Origin of the sequence: Streptomyces sp. NPDC004065, from assembly GCF_044903565.1 — a bacterium.
Lineage (GTDB): Bacteria > Actinomycetota > Actinomycetes > Streptomycetales > Streptomycetaceae > Streptomyces.
The window spans coordinates 35420-51579 of the sequence record NZ_JBJDQT010000001.1; the positions used below are offsets into that span (position 1 = coordinate 35420).

The following is a 16160-nucleotide window of genomic DNA, read 5'->3' on the forward strand; positions in this document are numbered from 1 at the left end:
GCCCGGCACGGCCGCCGCGCCCGGCTCGGGCCCCGCACGGCCGTGCGGCCCCGCACGACCGCACACGGACGCGAAAACCCCGCACGGTCGCACGAGAAGCAGGGCCCCGCCCGGCGGCAGGGCCCTGCGCTCAGGTCACTTGTTGTTGATGACCTTGTCGATCGCGGCGTCCGCCTCCTTGGCGGCGTCCGCCACCGACTTCTTGCCGGTGCCGATGTTCAGCATGGTCTGCAGCACCTGGGCCTTCTCGACCTGGCCCCAGCCGGGCGCCATCGGGACGAACCAGTTGGACTCGGCCGCGGTGGCCGGGACGGCCGTGGCGGGGTCGTTCTTCAGCGTCGCGAGGTCGGTCTTGTTGTTGGGCAGGTTGCCCTTGGCCATCAGGCCCTTCTGGCCGGAGGGACCGGTGAAGGCGTTGATCCACTCGGCGGCCAGGTCCTGCGCCTTGGACTTGACCGGCACGGCCAGGTCGGAACCGCCGAGGAAGACCGGCATGTTCTTGCCGGACGGACCGGGCATCACGAAGTTCTCGAGGTTGTCCTTGAGCTTGCCGGTCTTGTCGTTCTTCGGGTCGGCCGCGGTCGCGCCCTCCCAGGCCGCGCCGAAGATCATGCCGGACTTGCCCTGGCCGTAGACGATGTAGCGGTCGGCCTCGTCCTTGGTCTTGTCGCCGTGCATGTACTTGTCGACGACGTTCTTGAACTCGGTGAGGCCCTTGACGGACTCGGGCGAGGAGAGGCTGGCCTTCCACTGGCCGCCCTCCTCCTTGGCGATGGAGCCGCCGGCGTCGTAGACGAAGGACATGGCCGCGTACCAGTCGCGGGTGGGCTGGTACCAGGCGCTGAACTTGCCGCCCTGCTTGTTCTGGACCTTGTCGAGGGCGGCGGTGAGCTCCTGGTAGGTCTTCGGCGCGGACTTCACGCCGGCCGCGGCGAAGACGTCCTTGCGCCAGTTGGCGACGCGGCCGCCCGCGTAGTACGGCACGCCGTAGGTCTTGCCCTCGTACGTCACCGAGGTCTTCAGGCCGTCGAGCCAGGCGGAGGAGCCGGCGAACTTCGCCGGGTCGACCGGGGCGAAGGCGCCCTTGACCATGTAGCCGAGCATCTCGCTGTTGCCCATCTCGACCACGTCGGGGGCCTTGTCGGTGGCCAGGACCGCGTCCAGCTTGGCGTTCTTGTCCGGCCAGCCGTAGTACTCGTGCTTGATCTTCAGGCCGGGGTGCTTCTGCCGCACCGCCGCGTCGGCGGCCTTCACCAGCTCGGGCCAGTTGTTCTGCGCGTCCACGGTGAGCCATACGGTCAGCTCCTTGGCGTCCGCCCCGCCCTTGCCGGAGTCCCCGCCCTTGTCACCGCCGCACGCCGCGATGGAGACCATCATGCCCGCGATACCGATCGCGGCTGCCAGCTTGCGCTTCACGCCACCCTCCTCAGGGATGCCACAAAACCCCCCTGCCTCCCCGCGGCTCAAGCGTCAACGCATACCGCCCGTGGGGCCGGGACCTGGACCAATGGTGTAGACCAGTACGGGGAGCTTGGCCCAGACCAATAGGGCTGTCAAGGGTGCGCAGGCACGCTCCTGACGTCCGTTATGGGACCGCGATATGCAGGGACCTTTCATTGCCCAACCGGCCAAACGGACGCGGTCGTTCCAGCGGAGCGCGGAGTGGACCACCGGCGCCCGGACCCCTGCGCGCGCACGCTCGCGCGCGTGGACCACGTGCCCCGGGAGGGGGTTGGACTAGACCAGCGAGAGTCACGGGGGTATACAGAGGAGATCACGGAGCGTGCGGGTGACCACCCCGCACGACAAGCCGTGCCACGATGTGAGCCGTGGCCGATGGATGTCGGTCGCTTCGGCACGTGAGCCGGGAAGGCAGAGCATGAGCACCGACGTCAGCAGTGCGGAGAACGAGGGTGGGGCGACCGTCCGTACCGCGCGTGTGCCCAAGTACTACCGTCTGAAGAAGCATCTGCTCGACATGACGGAGACCCAGGCGCCCGGGACGCCGGTCCCGCCCGAGCGGACGCTGGCGGCCGAGTTCGACACCTCGCGCACCACCGTGCGCCAGGCGCTGCAGGAACTCGTCGTCGAGGGGCGGCTGGAGCGCATCCAGGGCAAGGGCACCTTCGTCGCCAAGCCGAAGGTCTCGCAGGCGCTGCAACTGACCTCGTACACCGAGGACATGCGCGCCCAGGGCCTGGAGCCGACCTCGCAGCTGCTGGACGTCGGCTACATCACCGCCGACGACCGGCTCGCCGGACTGCTCGACATCACCGCGGGCGGCCGGGTGCTGCGCATCGAGCGGCTGCGCATGGCCAACGGCGAGCCCATGGCCATCGAGACCACGCACCTGTCGGCCAAGCGCTTCCCGGCGCTGCGCCGCAGCCTGGCCAAGTACACCTCCCTGTACACCGCGCTCGCCGAGGTCTACGACGTCCACCTCGCCGAGGCCGAGGAGACCATCGAGACCTCGCTGGCCACCCCGCGCGAGGCCGGCCTGCTCGGCACCGACGTCGGCCTGCCCATGCTGCTGCTGTCCCGGCACTCCCAGGACCGCGAGGGCCGCCCGGTGGAGTGGGTGCGGTCGGTGTACCGCGGCGACCGCTACAAGTTCGTGGCCCGGCTCAAGCGCCCGGCCGACTGACCCGGGCGGCCCGCACCCGGTCCACCCCGGACGGCGCGTACCCGATCGACCCCGGACGGCCCGTACCCGATCGGCCCCAAGGGGCCCGCACACGTCGAAGCGGCGCGGCTCTCGCCCGCGCCGCTTCGACCATGTCCCCAAACGTGTGCGGACAAGGGGTTCCGTTTCCTCGACACCGTGACCTAGATTGCCTGCGCGTTACATCGGTGACCTGCGAGGGGACGGAGCCGCACATGTCAGAAGCCCCAGAAGTCGGCAGAGGGATGGTGACACCCCTACGGGTGGTCATCGGCCTCTGCCTCGTCGCACCGTTCGTCGCGATGCTGTGGGTCGGTTCGTACGCCGACACCGACCCCGCGTTCATCGGCGTCCCGTTCTTCTACTGGTACCAGATGCTGTGGGTGCTGCTGTCCACGGCGCTGACGATGACCGCCTACAAGCTGTGGCAGCGCGACCAGCGCGGCCGGACCGCCCGGACCGCGGACGGGGGCGAGGCGAAGTGAAGGACGGCGTCAACGGCGTCGCGCTCGGCGTCTGCATCTTCTTCTTCCTGCTCGTCACCGTCATGGGCTTCCTGGCCGCGCGCTGGCGCAAGGCCGAGAACGAGCACAGCCTGGACGAATGGGGCCTGGGCGGCCGGTCGTTCGGCACCTGGGTCACCTGGTTCCTGCTGGGCGGCGACCTCTACACGGCGTACACCTTCGTGGCCGTGCCCGCGGCGATCTACGCGACGGGGGCGGCCGGCTTCTTCGCGGTGCCGTACACCATCCTGGTCTACCCGCTGATCTTCACCTTCCTGCCGCGCCTGTGGTCGGTCTCCCACCGGCACGGATACGTGACCACCTCGGACTTCGTGCGCGGCCGGTTCGGCTCCAAGAGCCTGTCGCTCGCGGTGGCGGTCACCGGCATCCTCGCCACGATGCCCTACATCGCGCTCCAACTGGTCGGCATCCAGGCCGTGCTGGACGTGATGGGGGTCGGCGGCGGCGACACCACCAACTGGTTCGTCAAGGACCTGCCGCTGCTGATCGCCTTCGGCGTGCTCGCGGCGTACACCTACTCCTCGGGGCTGCGCGCGCCCGCGCTGATCGCCTTCGTGAAGGACGCGCTGATCTACATCGTGATCGCGGTGGCGATCATCTACATCCCGATCAAACTGGGCGGGTTCGACGACGTCTTCGCCAAGGCGACGGACGCCTTCAGCCAGACCAACCCGGCCACGGGCAAGCCGAGGGGCGCCGTCGTACCGGCCGAGGCGGGCCAGTGGACGTACGCCACGCTGGCCCTCGGCTCCGCGCTGGCGCTGTTCATGTACCCGCACTCGATCACCGCGACGCTGTCCTCGCGCAGCCGTGACGTGATCCGCCGCAACACCACCATCCTGCCGCTGTACTCGCTGATGCTGGGCCTGCTCGCGCTGCTCGGCTTCATGGCGATCGCGGCCGGGGTGAAGGTGACCAACGGCCAGCTCGCCATCCCGCAGCTGTTCGAGAACATGTTCCCCGACTGGTTCGCGGGCGTGGCGTTCGCGGCCATCGGCATCGGCGCGCTGGTGCCGGCGGCCATCATGTCGATCGCGGCGGCCAACCTGTTCACCCGCAACATCTACAAGGACTTCATCAAACCCGACGCGACGCCCAAGGAGGAGACCCGGGTCTCCAAGATCGTGTCGCTGCTGGTGAAGGTGGGCGCGCTGATCTTCGTCCTGACCATGGACAAGACGGTCGCCATCAACTTCCAGCTGCTGGGCGGCATCTGGATCCTGCAGACCTTCCCGGCCCTGGTCGGCGGCCTGTTCACCCGGTGGTTCCACCGGTGGGCGCTGCTCGCCGGATGGGCGGTCGGCATGGTCTACGGCACCCTCGCCGCCTACGGGGTCGCCTCGCCCACGCAGAAGCACTTCGGCGGTTCGGCCAAGGAGATCCCGGGCATCGGTGAGATCGGCTACATCGGCCTGACGGCGTTCGTGCTCAACGTCGTCGTCACGGTGGTCCTCACCTTCGTGCTCAAGGCGCTCAAGGCGCCGGAGGGCGAGGACGAGACCCGGCCGTCCGACTACACGGCGGACGCCGGCGACCCGGGCGTCCAGGTGGAGCTGCCCCCGGCCACGGCGGGTGCCGCGCACTGAGCCGCGCACCGAGCCGCGCACCGAGCCGCGCTCCTCACGGCGGGCCGTCGGAGACATCCGGCGGCCCGTTGTCGTACCCGTGGGGCACACTCGCACGCATGGACATCGTGATCCGGCAGGCGCAGGCCGGCGAGTACGGAGCACTCGGCGAGATCACCGCGCAGGCCTATCTGCGCGACGGGCTGCTCGACTTCGGGGAGAGCGACGCCTATCTCGGCGAGCTGAGGGACGTGGCCAAGCGGGCGGCGGCGGCCGAGGTGCTGGTGGCCGTGGGCGAGGGCCGGCTGCTCGGCGGGGTGACGTTCGTGTCCGGCGGCGGTCCGATGGCCGACATCGCCGGGCCCGGGGAGGCCGAGATACGGATGCTCGCGGTGGCGCACGCCGCGCGGCACAGGGGCTGCGGCGAGGCGCTCGTGCGGGCCTGCCTGGAGCGGGCGCGGGCCGTGGAGGGCTGTGTCCGGGTGGTGCTGTCCTCGCAGCGCGCGATGCGCTCGGCCCACCGGCTCTACGAGCGCCTGGGCTTCGTGCGCACCCCGGAGCGCGACTGGAACCCGCTGCCGCATCTCGACGACATCCAGTTGATCACCTATGCGCTGACGCTCTGACACGCTGCGCAGCCGGCACGGCACACCCCGGCAACACCGCGCAGGGGCACAACATATGGGGGTGGTCGATCCACCCGGCACAAGATGTATGCTCATGCTCGCTGTCGCCGCAGGGGAATCCGGTGCGAATCCGGAACTGTCCCGCAACGGTGTACTTGTGCGTGTCCGTGCCCGTGGCCGGAGGCGCGCTCGCGTCAGTCCGAGGACCTGCCGACAGTGCGCCCGGCCGTCCGGTCCGGGCGCCTGACGTCCGGGCCTCGCGGAATGGGCCGGTGGACGCGGCGCCGTGCGCGCTCGTGTGCTGCCGCCCGCGCCCTCGCGAAGGCCCGCTGCCGAGCGAGGGAGAGCCCCCACGTGACCATCGCGCCTGCCGATCCGGCTCCAGCGACCGCGGTGGACGGTGACGGTCCCGGTGCCGCGCTGCTGCGGACCCTGACCGAGCTGACCGCCGACCTCCCCGACGCCGACCCCGGCCGGGTGGCCGCCGCCGCGCTGCGGGGCCGCTCCGCGCACGCCGACGAGGCGGAGTTGCGGGAGCTGGCCACCGAGGCGGCGGCCGGACTCATCTCCGAGGACCCCGCCTACTCGCGGCTGGCCGCCCGGCTGCTCGCCGTCGGCATCCGCGCCGAGGCCGCCTCCCAGGGCGTCACATCCTTCACCGGCTCCGTCGCCGTCGGGCACCGCGAGGGCCTGATCGCCGACCGGACCGCCGAGTTCGTACGGCGGCACGGCGAGCGCCTGGACGCCCTGGCCGACCCGGCCGCCGACGACCGCTTCGGCTACTTCGGCCTGCGCACCCTGCACAGCCGCTACCTGCTGCGGCACCCCACCACCCGCAAGGTGATCGAGACGCCCCAGCACTTCCTGCTGCGGGTAGCCGCCGGGCTCGCCGAGGACGACACCGCCCGCTCCGCCGGGGAAGTCGCCTCGCTGTACCGGCTGATGAGCCGGCTGGACTACCTCCCCTCCTCCCCCACCCTGTTCAACTCCGGCACCCGGCACCCGCAGATGTCCTCGTGCTACCTGCTCGACTCCCCCAAGGACGAGCTGGACAGCATCTACGAGCGCTACCAGCAGGTCGCCCGGCTGTCCAAGCACGCCGGCGGCATCGGCATCCCCTACTCCCGGGTCCGCGCCCGCGGTTCGCTGATCCGCGGCACCAACGGGCACTCCAACGGCATCGTCCCGTTCCTGAAGACCCTCGACGCGTCCGTGGCCGCCGTGAACCAGGGCGGCCGGCGCAAGGGCGCGGCGGCGGTCTACCTGGAGACCTGGCACGCGGACATCGAGGAGTTCCTGGAGCTGCGCGACAACACCGGCGAGGACGCGCGCCGCACCCACAACCTGAACCTCGCGCACTGGGTCCCGGACGAGTTCATGCGCCGGGTGAACGCCGACGAGCAGTGGTCGCTGTTCTCCCCCTCGGACGTGCCGGAGCTGACCGACCTGTGGGGCGAGGAGTTCGACGCCGCCTACCGCCGGGCGGAGGCGGCCGGGCTGGCCCGCAGGACCCTGCCCGCCCGGGAGCTGTACGGCCGGATGATGCGCACCCTCGCCCAGACCGGCAACGGCTGGATGACCTTCAAGGACGCCGCCAACCGCACCGCCAACCAGACCGCCGAGCCCGGGCACGTCGTGCACTCCTCCAACCTGTGCACCGAGATCCTGGAGGTCACCGACGACGGCGAGACGGCGGTGTGCAACCTGGGGTCGGTCAACCTCGGCGCGTTCGTGGACGGCGGGGACATCGACTGGGAGCGGCTGGACGAGACGGTCCGCACCGCCGTCACCTTCCTGGACCGCGTGGTCGACATCAACTACTACCCCACCGAGCAGGCGGCCCGCTCCAACGCCCGCTGGCGTCCGGTGGGCCTGGGCGCCATGGGCCTGCAGGACGTCTTCTTCAAGCTGCGCCTGCCCTTCGACTCCCCGGAGGCCAGGGCCCTGTCCACCCGTATCGCCGAGCGCGTCATGCTCGCCGCCTACGAGGCCTCCGCGGATCTCGCCGAGCGCAACGGCCCGCTGCCGGCCTGGGAGCGGACCCGCGCCGCCCGGGGCGTGCTGCACCCCGACCACTACGGCGTCGAACTCACCTGGCCCGAGCGCTGGGCGGCCCTGCGCGAGCGCGTGGCCGCCGTCGGGATGCGCAACGCGCTGCTGCTGGCCGTCGCGCCCACGGCGACCATCGCCTCGATCGCCGGCGTCTACGAGTGCATCGAGCCGCAGGTGTCCAACCTGTTCAAGCGCGAGACGCTGTCCGGCGAGTTCCTCCAGGTCAACTCCTACCTGGTCGACGACCTCAAGCAGCTGGGCGTCTGGGACGCCCGCACCCGGGAGGCGCTGCGCGAGGCGGGCGGCTCGGTGCAGGGCTTCACCTGGATCCCCGAGGAGGTGCGGCGGCTGTACCGCACGGCGTGGGAGCTCCCGCAGCGCGCCCTGATCGACATGGCGGCGGCCCGCACCCCGTTCCTGGACCAGTCCCAGTCGCTGAACCTGTTCATGGAGACGCCGACCATCGGCAAGCTCTCCTCGATGTACGCCTACGCCTGGAAGCGGGGCCTGAAGACCACGTACTACCTGCGCTCCCGCCCGGCGACCCGTATCGCCCGCGCGGCCCGCGCCGCCGTCCCCGTGCGGCAGACCGCCCCGGACCCCGAAGCGGTCGCCTGCTCCCTTGAGAACCCCGAGTCCTGCGAGGCCTGCCAGTGACCACCAGCCGCGACACCCACCTGCTCGACCCGGGCTTCGAGCTGACCCTGCGCCCCATGCGCTACCCCGACTTCTACGAGCGCTACCGGGACGCCATCAAGAACACCTGGACCGTGGAGGAGGTGGACCTGCACTCGGACGTCGCCGACCTCGCCCGGCTGAGCCCCGGCGAGCAGCATCTGATCGGCCGGCTCGTCGCGTTCTTCGCGACCGGCGACTCGATCGTCGCCAACAACCTGGTGCTGACCCTCTACAAGCACATCAACTCCCCCGAGGCGCGCCTGTACCTGAGCAGGCAGCTGTTCGAGGAGGCCGTGCACGTCCAGTTCTATCTGACGCTCCTGGACACCTATCTGCCCGACCCGGACGACCGGGCGGCCGCCTTCGCCGCGGTGGAGAACATCCCGTCCATCCGCGAGAAGGCGGAGTTCTGCTTCACGTGGATGGACTCGGTGGAGAGCATCGACCGGCTCGAGACCAGGGCCGACCGGCGCCGCTTCCTGCTCAACCTCATCTGCTTCGCCGCGTGCATCGAGGGCCTGTTCTTCTACGGCGCCTTCGCCTACGTCTACTGGTTCCGCAGCCGGGGCCTGCTGCACGGCCTGGCCACCGGCACCAACTGGGTGTTCCGCGACGAGACGATGCACATGTCGTTCGCGTTCGACGTGGTGGACACCGTGCGCAAGGAGGAGCCGGACCTGTTCGACGACGAGCTGGGCCGGCAGGTCACCGACATGCTGCGGGAGGCCGTCACGGCCGAGCTGCAGTTCGCGCGCGACCTGTGCGGTGACGGCCTCCCGGGGATGAACACCGACTCGATGCGGCAGTACCTGGAGTGCGTCGCCGATCAGCGCCTGGTGCGCCTCGGCCTGCCTCCGGTGTACGGCTCCGAGAACCCCTTCTCCTTCATGGAGCTCCAGGGGGTTCAGGAGCTCACCAACTTCTTCGAGCGGCGTCCTTCGGCGTACCAGGTGGCGGTGGAGGGCACCGTCGACCTGGACGAGGACTTCTGAGCCGGGGCGGAGGACTCCGCCCCCTCGTGTGCCGCCCGGGCCTCCTGGGCCTCGCGGATCCTGCGGTCGATGCGGCGGTCGTGCACGATGCCGATCACCGACGGCAGGACCATGAGGACCAGGAGCCCGAGGACGGCGACCATGGCGATCAGGCCTTGCAGCTGTTCCGTATCCATGAACACCACTGTCGCGCCTGATGCTCCTTACCGTGAGTGGCAGGACTGCCGTACACCTTCAATTTCCTGCCATCGAGGAGCACACTGGCGGCATGCTGAAGAACGTGGCGGCCGTCCTGCTGGACGGCGTGCACCCCTTCGAGCTCGCCGTCGTGTGCGAGGTGTTCGGGCTGGACCGCAGCGACGAGGAGCTGCCGGTGTACGACTTCGCGGTCGCCTCCGCGGAGGGCGGGACGCTGAACACCCATGTCGCCGGCCTCACCGTGTCCACCCCGCACGGGCTGGAGCGGCTGGAGGAGGCCGACCTGATCGCCGTCCCGGCCTCGGACGCCAATCTCGTCCGCGACTACCCGCCGGACCTGCTCGACGCCCTGCGCCGGGCGGTGGACCGCGGGGCCCGGGTGCTGAGCGTCTGCTCGGGCGTCTTCGTCCTGGGCGCGGCCGGGCTGCTGGACGGGCGCCGCTGCGCGGTGCACTGGCGGCACGCCGACGAGCTCGCCCGGCGCTACCCACGGGCGCGGGTCGAGCCGGACGTGCTGTACGTGGACGAGGACCCGGTGATCACCTCGGCCGGCACCGCCGCGGGCATCGACGCCTGTCTGCACATCGTGCGCAAGGAGCAGGGGCCGGAGGTCGCCAACAGGATCGCCCGGCGGATGGTGGTGCCGCCGCACCGCGACGGCGGGCAGGCACAGTACATCGAGCGGCCGCTGCCGCGGCCCTGCGACACCGTCGGCGAGGTGCTGGTGTGGATGGAGCAGCACCTCGACCAGGACGTCACCGTGGAACAGCTCGCCGCCCGCGCCCATATGTCGCCGCGGACCTTCGCCCGCCGCTTCCAGCAGGAGACGGGCACGACGCCGTACCGCTGGATCCTGCGCCAGCGCGTGCTGCTGGCGCAGGAGTTGCTGGAGGCGACGGACGAGACCATGGACGCCATCGCCGACCGGGCCGGCTTCGGGACGGCCGCCGCGCTGCGGCACCAGTTCGTCCGGGCGCTCGGCACCACGCCGAACGCCTACCGGCGCGCGTTCCGGGGCCCTCGGGCCGCCTGACCGCGCGCCGGGCGGCGCCGGCGGCCGGTCAGCGGGCGACGGGCCGTACCAGCAGGTTGTGCGGGCGCAGGGTGATGCCCACCCGGACCGCGTCGTTCGACCCGGCGACCTGCTCCAGGCGGAAGCCGGTCGCCACCGCCGCCGTGAAGAGGCTCAGCAGAGCCATGGAGAAGTGGTCGCTCGGGCACTTGCGGTTGCCCACGCTGAAGGGGCGCATGGCGTATTTCGGTACGTCCTTGGAACGTTCCGGACGCCACCGGTCGGGGTCGAACTCCAGGTGGTCCGCGTACGACCGCGGATCGCGCTGGATGGCGTACGGACTGTAGATGATGTCCGCCCCGGCCGGAATGCGATACCCACCGAGTTCCGTGTCGGCGACCGCGCGGCGGGTCAATATCCATACCGCCGGGCGCAAACGCATCGTCTCGACGATGACATTGTTGGTGTGGGTGAGAGCGCGGACGTCGTCGAATCCGACGGGTCGGCCATTGGTCGCCGATTCGACCTCCGCACGGATGCGGTCGGCGTGTTCGGGATGCGCGGCGAGTGCCTGAAGCAACCACATGATCGTGGAAGCGATGGTTTCGCTGCCGGGGGTGAGGATGGCGACCACCTGGTCGTGGATCTCCTGCTCCCCGATGGGCTCGCCATTGTCGTCGGTCGCCTCCAGCAATGCCGTCAGCAAATCATCCGGCTTTTGACCGGATGCGCGGCGCTCCGCGACGATCTCGTCCACGAGGAGATGCAAATCGGCCAGCGCCCGGTTGAATTCCCGGTTGCCCGGCAGCGGCAGCCGGTACAGCGGCCCGAGCGGGACGACCATCCGCTGGTACATCCCGCGGAAGACGGTGGCGAGCGCGCCGCACAGCCGCTCGGCCCGCTCGTCCATGAACTGGCCGCGCAGCAGGCAGCGGGCGGCCACGCGCACCGCGAAGCGGAAGGACTCCGAGGTGCAGTCGACGACCTCGCCGGAGCGCCAGCGCCTGGTCAGCGCGTGCGTCTCCGCCTCCATGATCGGCCCGTACTCCGGGATCGCGTCGAGCCGGAAGGCGGGCTGGATGGTGCGGCGCTGGCGCCGGTGCAGGGCGCCGTTGGCCGTGGCCACGCCCTGCCTGCCCAGCAGGTCCTCCAGGGACTCCCACAGCGGCCCTGAGATGATGTAGTCGGGGCTGAGGGCCACCGCCCCGGTCAGGGCCGGCGTGGTGACGGCGTACACCGTCTTCGGACCCAGCCGCAGCCGGACCACGTCGCCGTGGTCGCGCAGCTGGGCCATGAAGGCCAGCGGGTCGCGGACCAGCTTCAGACCGTGCCCGAACACCGGGACGGCGCCGCCCGCGACGGGCGGTTCGGCCGGACCGGCGGCCGCCTTGCGCGACGTGCCGGGCGTCTCGGGTTTCACCGACTCGACGGTCATTTCTCACCTGCCGCTTCGTTGTTGACGTACGGGGGCGTGGACCGGTCGTCCCAGCTGTCCACCGCGTAGCGGCCGGACTCGTGGTGGAACCAGTAGACGGAACTGAACCAGTTCCGCATATTGCCGACACAGGCCCGTACGGCGGCGCCGAGTTCCTTTCCCCGTACCGTGCCGTCCGCGAGGTCGTCGGCGAAGCGTAATGCCTCACGCTCGGCGACGATGAATTCGGAGATGCATTCCTCGACGCGTCGCCTGATTTCGGTGATCGCCTGCTCCAGGGTCAGCCCCTCATGGGTGACGAGACTGATTCCGAGATTGTGCACCTCGTCGCCCGCGATTTCCTTGGGCAGCGAGCACAGGTCGTTGTACCAGGCGGCGAATTCCTGGCTGAGCAGTGCCGGGCGCCGGTATGCGCGGTTCTTCCGCACGGCGGCCGGGAGTTCCAGTCCCGCGCTCGGCTCCAGCAGGTCGGTCCAGATCCAGTGCGCGAAGGTGAGCCGGCGCAGCGCCAGGTATTCCTCGACCGTGGGGATGACGCCCTCGGTGCGGTTGTGGAACTCCCGGTCGTACGCCTCGATCACCGCGTGGAAGTGGCGCGCGAAGCGGGCGTTCCACCGCGCCGACAGGAACGAGTAGAGCCGCAGCACGCTGTCCGCGAACCCCGCCACCAGGGCGTCCCGGTGGTGCAGGTGCTCCTTGGGGGAGTCGAGGGCCGCGTGCAGCGCCCTGCGCAGCCGGCGCCAGGCGGCGGGCCGGCCGTGGACGATGTCGCGGTCGTGGCGGTCGTCCCAGACGAAGAACCACGCGCTGTAGTCGGCGATCGCCTGGAGGACCTCGTCGGGGGCGCCGAGGTAGTACCCCGCCATGAGGTCGGTGTAGCACAGGCCGTCGGCATATTCCTCCACCTTGTCCGCCGGCATCAGCCGCTTTTCCAGCAGCCAGCAGCGGGTCTTCTCCTGTAGCTCCGGCCAATAGGCGTGCAGTTGCCTGGGAAACGCGGTCTCGATCACCGGCAGGGCGAGCGCCGGTGGAACGGCGAGCGCCGTCGCCGCCGCCCTGGATGTGGTGCTGTGTGGGAAAGCTGGCACGAACAAACCCCTCTCAGCCGCCGGTCGCGTACGCCCCTTACGTCGTGCCGGGCGCACGCCGTCGCATATCCCCGCACTATCCATTCAGCACCACAACTGACCGGTCTGGGAACGGATTTGGCTCAGCCGCTCCACCGGGATGCGGAGAATCACCCCTTGTGTGGCTGAATATGAATCAATAAGTGTGCACAAGGGATCGATTGTGCGACGCACACACGAACGGCGCCCACCGGACAACCGCCGGCGGGCGCCGTGTGCACGGGGAACTTGAGCCCCGACTGCCGCGAGGGGCTCAGTCGTTGGCGACCACCGGGTAGCGCGGCTCGTTCTCGGCCATCTGCCGCAGCGCGTCCTTGCGCTCGCGCTTGGACAGCCGGTCGATGTAGAGGTAGCCGTAGAGGTGGTCGGTCTCGTGCTGCAAACACCGGGCGAAGTAACCGGTGCCGCGCACCTTGATCGGGTTGCCCTTCTCGTCCTGCCCGGTGACCTCGGCGTAGTCGGGGCGGGCGAGCGGCGCGTAGGCGGTGGGCACGGACAGGCAGCCCTCGTTGCTGTCGTCCAGCCGGCGCCGCTCCGCGGGCAGCTCGACCAGCTTCGGGTTGCAGACCACGCCGACGTGCCGGACGCCCTCGTCGTCGGGGCAGTCGTAGACGAAGACCTTCAGGTCGACGCCGATCTGGTTGGCGGCCAGGCCCACGCCCTCGGCGGTGCGCTGGCTGGCGAACATGTCCGCGACCAGCTGCTGGAGCTCCTCGCCGAACTCGGTGACGTCCCGGCACTCCTTGTGCAGCACCGGGTTGCCGACGACCGTGATCGGACGCGAGGTGCCCCGCTCGCGCCAGGCCGTCTCGCGCTCCTCGGTGTCCTCGGTGTCGATGACGAAGCCCTCGTCGTCCACGGGGAGCACGCCCGCGTGCTGCTGATCGGTGTCCTGCTGCGCCATGACCGACGTACGCCTTCCTGCAAGCCTGGGGAAACCTACGGGTACAGCCTAAAGGTCACCGTGCCCGGTCATGGGCTCAGCAGACTTCCTCGAGGTCCCGCCAGTCCCGCGAGTCCGGGCTGTCCGCCACCCAGCCGTCCAGCAGGCCCCGCACCAGTGAGGCGGGGGCCGCCAGTCCGCACTCGCGCTCGGGCACCCACAGCTGCCCGTCGGTGCGGTGGCCGAGCGGTCCGGGATGCCCCGGCTCGCTGTGGTCGTGCGGGTCGAGGTGCACGCCGTCGCCCTCGTCGGACGGCATCCGCGACTCCGAGCACATCCGGCACAGCAGCCGCACGGAGGACGACCAGTCCTCGGCGGCGAAGCCCGCGTCGGCGGCGAGCTGCTCCAGGGCGTCCCGGTCGGCCTCGGTGGCGGCCTCCAGCAGCACCACCCAGGTGGGCACCGGTGAGGGCGCCCACAGCTCGATCTCGTCGAAGACGGGGTAGGTGTGCCCGGCCGCGGTGGTCCGCTCGCCGTGCGGCACACCGTCGTGCAGGACGACCTCGCCCCAGCGCCGTCCCGAGGACGGCAGCGGAATGGACAGCACCTCGATCCGGGCCGGGTCCAGCCGCCGGCCCCACACCACCTCGGCCTCGCCCTCCGGCGACAGCCGCACGGCCGCGCTGCCCAGCTCCATGCCCACCGGCTCCCCGGTGGCGGCCACTCCCCCGGGCACCTTCAGCCCGTACGCCTGCCAGGCCCGCCGGGCCAGCGGCCAGTCCTGCAGGGCGGTGGCGGCGATGCCCACGTTCCACCAGTCGGGCGCCCCGGTCTCCCGCTCCAGCAGGGCCACGGCCCGCAGTCCCGCCGTCCTGGCCTGCTCCCAGTCGTGCCGGAACTTGTGCAGCAGGGCCAGGTTGAACCAGGACTCCGACAGCCACGGCTCCAGATCGGCGGCACGCGTCAGAAGTGCCCCCGCGTCCTCGTACCGGCCGTCACCGATCAGGGTGAACGCCCGGTCGGTGGCCTGCCGCCAGGAGGCGGAGGGCCGGTGCCGTCCCTTTCCGAAGATCCTCACGATTCCCGCCTGCCAGTTCCGTTCAGTGGGCTGGCTTCTGCCCCCGGACAGCCTCTCATTCGCATCCAACCACGTGCCGTTGGAAGGGCGCTCATTACCCATGGGTTACCCCGCGCCGGGCAGCGTCAGACAGTCCCGCGCGAGCACTCTGGCCAGTGACTCCACCACCTCGGGGGCGTACTCGCCCGCGCCGGCCAGCCGCAGCTCCTCCAGCGCCTTCAGGCCCCCGCCGGGCCCGGCGGCGCGCGCCTTCTCCTCGTAGGCGTTCACCGCGCGCACGATCCGCGCGGACAGCGGCTGCTCCCGGCAGGGGTCGGCCTGCCGCTCCACGACCACCGCGACCTCGGCGTCCACCCCGGTCTGCCGGACCACGGCCCCGCCGAGCAGCGCGATGCGCCGCTGCTCGGCGGCGGGCAGGCCGGCCGTCGCGCCGGCGGGCACCGGGTCGACCAGGCTGAGCTGCCCGATGTCGTGCATCAGGGCCGCGTGCTCCAGGACCGTCAGCTCCGGCCCGGACAGTCCCAGGTCCCGCCCCACGGCCCGGCTGAGCGCGGCGACCCGGCGGGCGTGCCCGGCCGGGGTGCAGCCGGCCACCTCGGTGGCCCGGGCCAGGCAGGCGATGGTCTGCCGGTAGGTGGCCCGCACGGCCGCGTACCGCCGGTAGGACAGCTGGGTGAGCAGCAGCGGCACCGAGAACACGGGCAGCGCCCACAGGCCCACCACGGCGACCGCGAGGGCCATCACCGCGCCGGTCGCGCACACCGCGGAGCCGATCCCGAGCAGCCCCCGCAGTTCCTCCCGCAGCAGCGGACCGAACGGCCACCCGGTACGGCCGTGGGCGGAGGCGGCCGCGAGCACGGCGCCGCACAGGGCGGTCAGCACCAGCAGCGCGACCAGCAGCACGGCGTAGGCGGGGCCGCCCCACTCCCGGAACACGCCTCGGCCGTACAGCGGTTGGAAGCAGACGGCGGCGAACGCGACGGTCAGCACCCGGCGCGCGAGGTGGTCCAGGCTCGGGCTCCGGCCCCGCGCGATGTGCGGCACGCTGCCGAGCAGACCGGCGGCGAGCACCACGGCGACCACCTGGAAGGCGCCGTGGTGGGTGGGCCGCCCCGCGTCCTCGCCGAGCAGCGCGTACGACAGCGCCCCGGCGGCCCCGAGCGGCGCGGCCTCGCGGACGTCCGGGCCGCTCCACCGGGTGACCTCCCCGACCAGCACCAGCGCCCCGAAGGCGAGCGCGGCCCCCGGCTCCTCCAGCCCGGTCCACAGGGTGACGGTCAGGGACAGCACGGCCACCGCGAGGGCACAGCCGCGCACGGCCGGCAGCG

At 71.0% G+C, this 16160-nt stretch carries 14 protein-coding genes and 1 riboswitch; of the genes, 7 read left to right on the top strand and 7 right to left on the bottom strand.

Annotation, left to right across the window (positions count from 1 at the left end; genetic code table 11):
* Window positions 1–135: 135 nt before the first annotated feature.
* Complete coding sequence (locus ACI2LW_RS00200) at window positions 136–1416, bottom strand: extracellular solute-binding protein (RefSeq protein WP_404728844.1); 1281 nt, start codon at window positions 1414–1416, stop codon at window positions 136–138.
* A gap of 463 nt (window positions 1417–1879) precedes the next feature.
* On the opposite strand from ACI2LW_RS00200, the gene ACI2LW_RS00205 reads away from it, so the two are divergent.
* The 6 genes from ACI2LW_RS00205 to ACI2LW_RS00230 all read left to right on the top strand — a co-directional run bounded on the left by ACI2LW_RS00205 (window position 1880) and on the right by ACI2LW_RS00230 (window position 9099).
* Window positions 1880–2644 (top strand): GntR family transcriptional regulator, encoded by a 765-nt coding sequence (locus tag ACI2LW_RS00205; protein ID WP_404728845.1) that lies wholly within the window; start codon window positions 1880–1882, stop codon window positions 2642–2644.
* Between the two features lie 263 nt (window positions 2645–2907).
* Window positions 2908–3147, top strand: coding sequence for a DUF3311 domain-containing protein (locus tag ACI2LW_RS00210; protein WP_404728846.1), 240 nt, complete (start codon window positions 2908–2910; stop codon window positions 3145–3147).
* The gene (gene mctP / locus ACI2LW_RS00215; protein ID WP_404728847.1) at window positions 3144–4772 is read left to right on the top strand and encodes a monocarboxylate uptake permease MctP; all 1629 of its coding nucleotides are present in this window, start codon (window positions 3144–3146) and stop codon (window positions 4770–4772) included. Before ACI2LW_RS00210 ends, mctP begins: the two co-directional genes overlap by 4 nt.
* A 98-nt stretch (window positions 4773–4870) precedes the next feature.
* Window positions 4871–5377 carry a GNAT family N-acetyltransferase gene (locus ACI2LW_RS00220; RefSeq protein WP_404728848.1) on the top strand — a complete coding sequence of 169 codons (507 nt, stop codon included), beginning with the start codon at window positions 4871–4873 and terminating at the stop codon, window positions 5375–5377.
* A 113-nt stretch (window positions 5378–5490) separates the two neighbouring features.
* Window positions 5491–5585: riboswitch (cobalamin riboswitch) on the top strand.
* A 146-nt stretch (window positions 5586–5731) separates the two neighbouring features.
* Window positions 5732–8086: a ribonucleoside-diphosphate reductase subunit alpha gene (locus ACI2LW_RS00225; protein WP_404728849.1), complete on the top strand. Its 2355-nt coding sequence runs from the start codon at window positions 5732–5734 to the stop codon at window positions 8084–8086.
* Between the two features lie 56 nt (window positions 8087–8142).
* Window positions 8143–9099: a ribonucleotide-diphosphate reductase subunit beta gene (locus tag ACI2LW_RS00230; protein ID WP_404729476.1), complete on the top strand. Its 957-nt coding sequence runs from the start codon at window positions 8143–8145 to the stop codon at window positions 9097–9099.
* Here ACI2LW_RS00230 and ACI2LW_RS00235 read toward each other — a convergent pair.
* Window positions 9012–9275, bottom strand: a complete 264-nt coding sequence (locus ACI2LW_RS00235; protein WP_404728850.1) for a hypothetical protein — start codon at window positions 9273–9275, stop codon at window positions 9012–9014. The two genes, ACI2LW_RS00230 and ACI2LW_RS00235, sit on opposite strands and share 88 nt — an antisense overlap.
* A 92-nt stretch (window positions 9276–9367) precedes the next feature.
* Here ACI2LW_RS00235 and ACI2LW_RS00240 point away from each other — a divergent pair, with 92 nt between their 5' ends.
* Window positions 9368–10330 (top strand): helix-turn-helix domain-containing protein, encoded by a 963-nt coding sequence (locus ACI2LW_RS00240; protein ID WP_404728851.1) that lies wholly within the window; start codon window positions 9368–9370, stop codon window positions 10328–10330.
* 28 nt (window positions 10331–10358) lie between these two features.
* On the opposite strand, the gene ACI2LW_RS00245 is transcribed toward ACI2LW_RS00240, so the two are convergent.
* From ACI2LW_RS00245 to ACI2LW_RS00265, 5 genes are all read right to left on the bottom strand, one after another.
* A complete protein-coding gene (locus tag ACI2LW_RS00245; protein ID WP_404728852.1) occupies window positions 10359–11744 on the bottom strand; it encodes a cytochrome P450 in 1386 nt (461 codons plus the stop codon).
* Window positions 11741–12832, bottom strand: coding sequence for an epi-isozizaene synthase (gene cyc1 / locus ACI2LW_RS00250; RefSeq protein WP_404728853.1), 1092 nt, complete (start codon window positions 12830–12832; stop codon window positions 11741–11743). The genes ACI2LW_RS00245 and cyc1 overlap by 4 nt, the downstream gene beginning before the upstream one ends.
* A gap of 292 nt (window positions 12833–13124) precedes the next feature.
* Window positions 13125–13775 (bottom strand): peptide deformylase, encoded by a 651-nt coding sequence (gene def / locus ACI2LW_RS00255; RefSeq protein ID WP_404728854.1) that lies wholly within the window; start codon window positions 13773–13775, stop codon window positions 13125–13127.
* A 76-nt stretch (window positions 13776–13851) separates the two neighbouring features.
* Window positions 13852–14832, bottom strand: coding sequence for a tetratricopeptide repeat protein (locus ACI2LW_RS00260; RefSeq protein ID WP_404728855.1), 981 nt, complete (start codon window positions 14830–14832; stop codon window positions 13852–13854).
* A gap of 105 nt (window positions 14833–14937) precedes the next feature.
* Window positions 14938–16158, bottom strand: a complete 1221-nt coding sequence (locus ACI2LW_RS00265; protein WP_404729477.1) for an HD domain-containing protein — start codon at window positions 16156–16158, stop codon at window positions 14938–14940.
* Window positions 16159–16160: the final 2 nt, after the last annotated feature.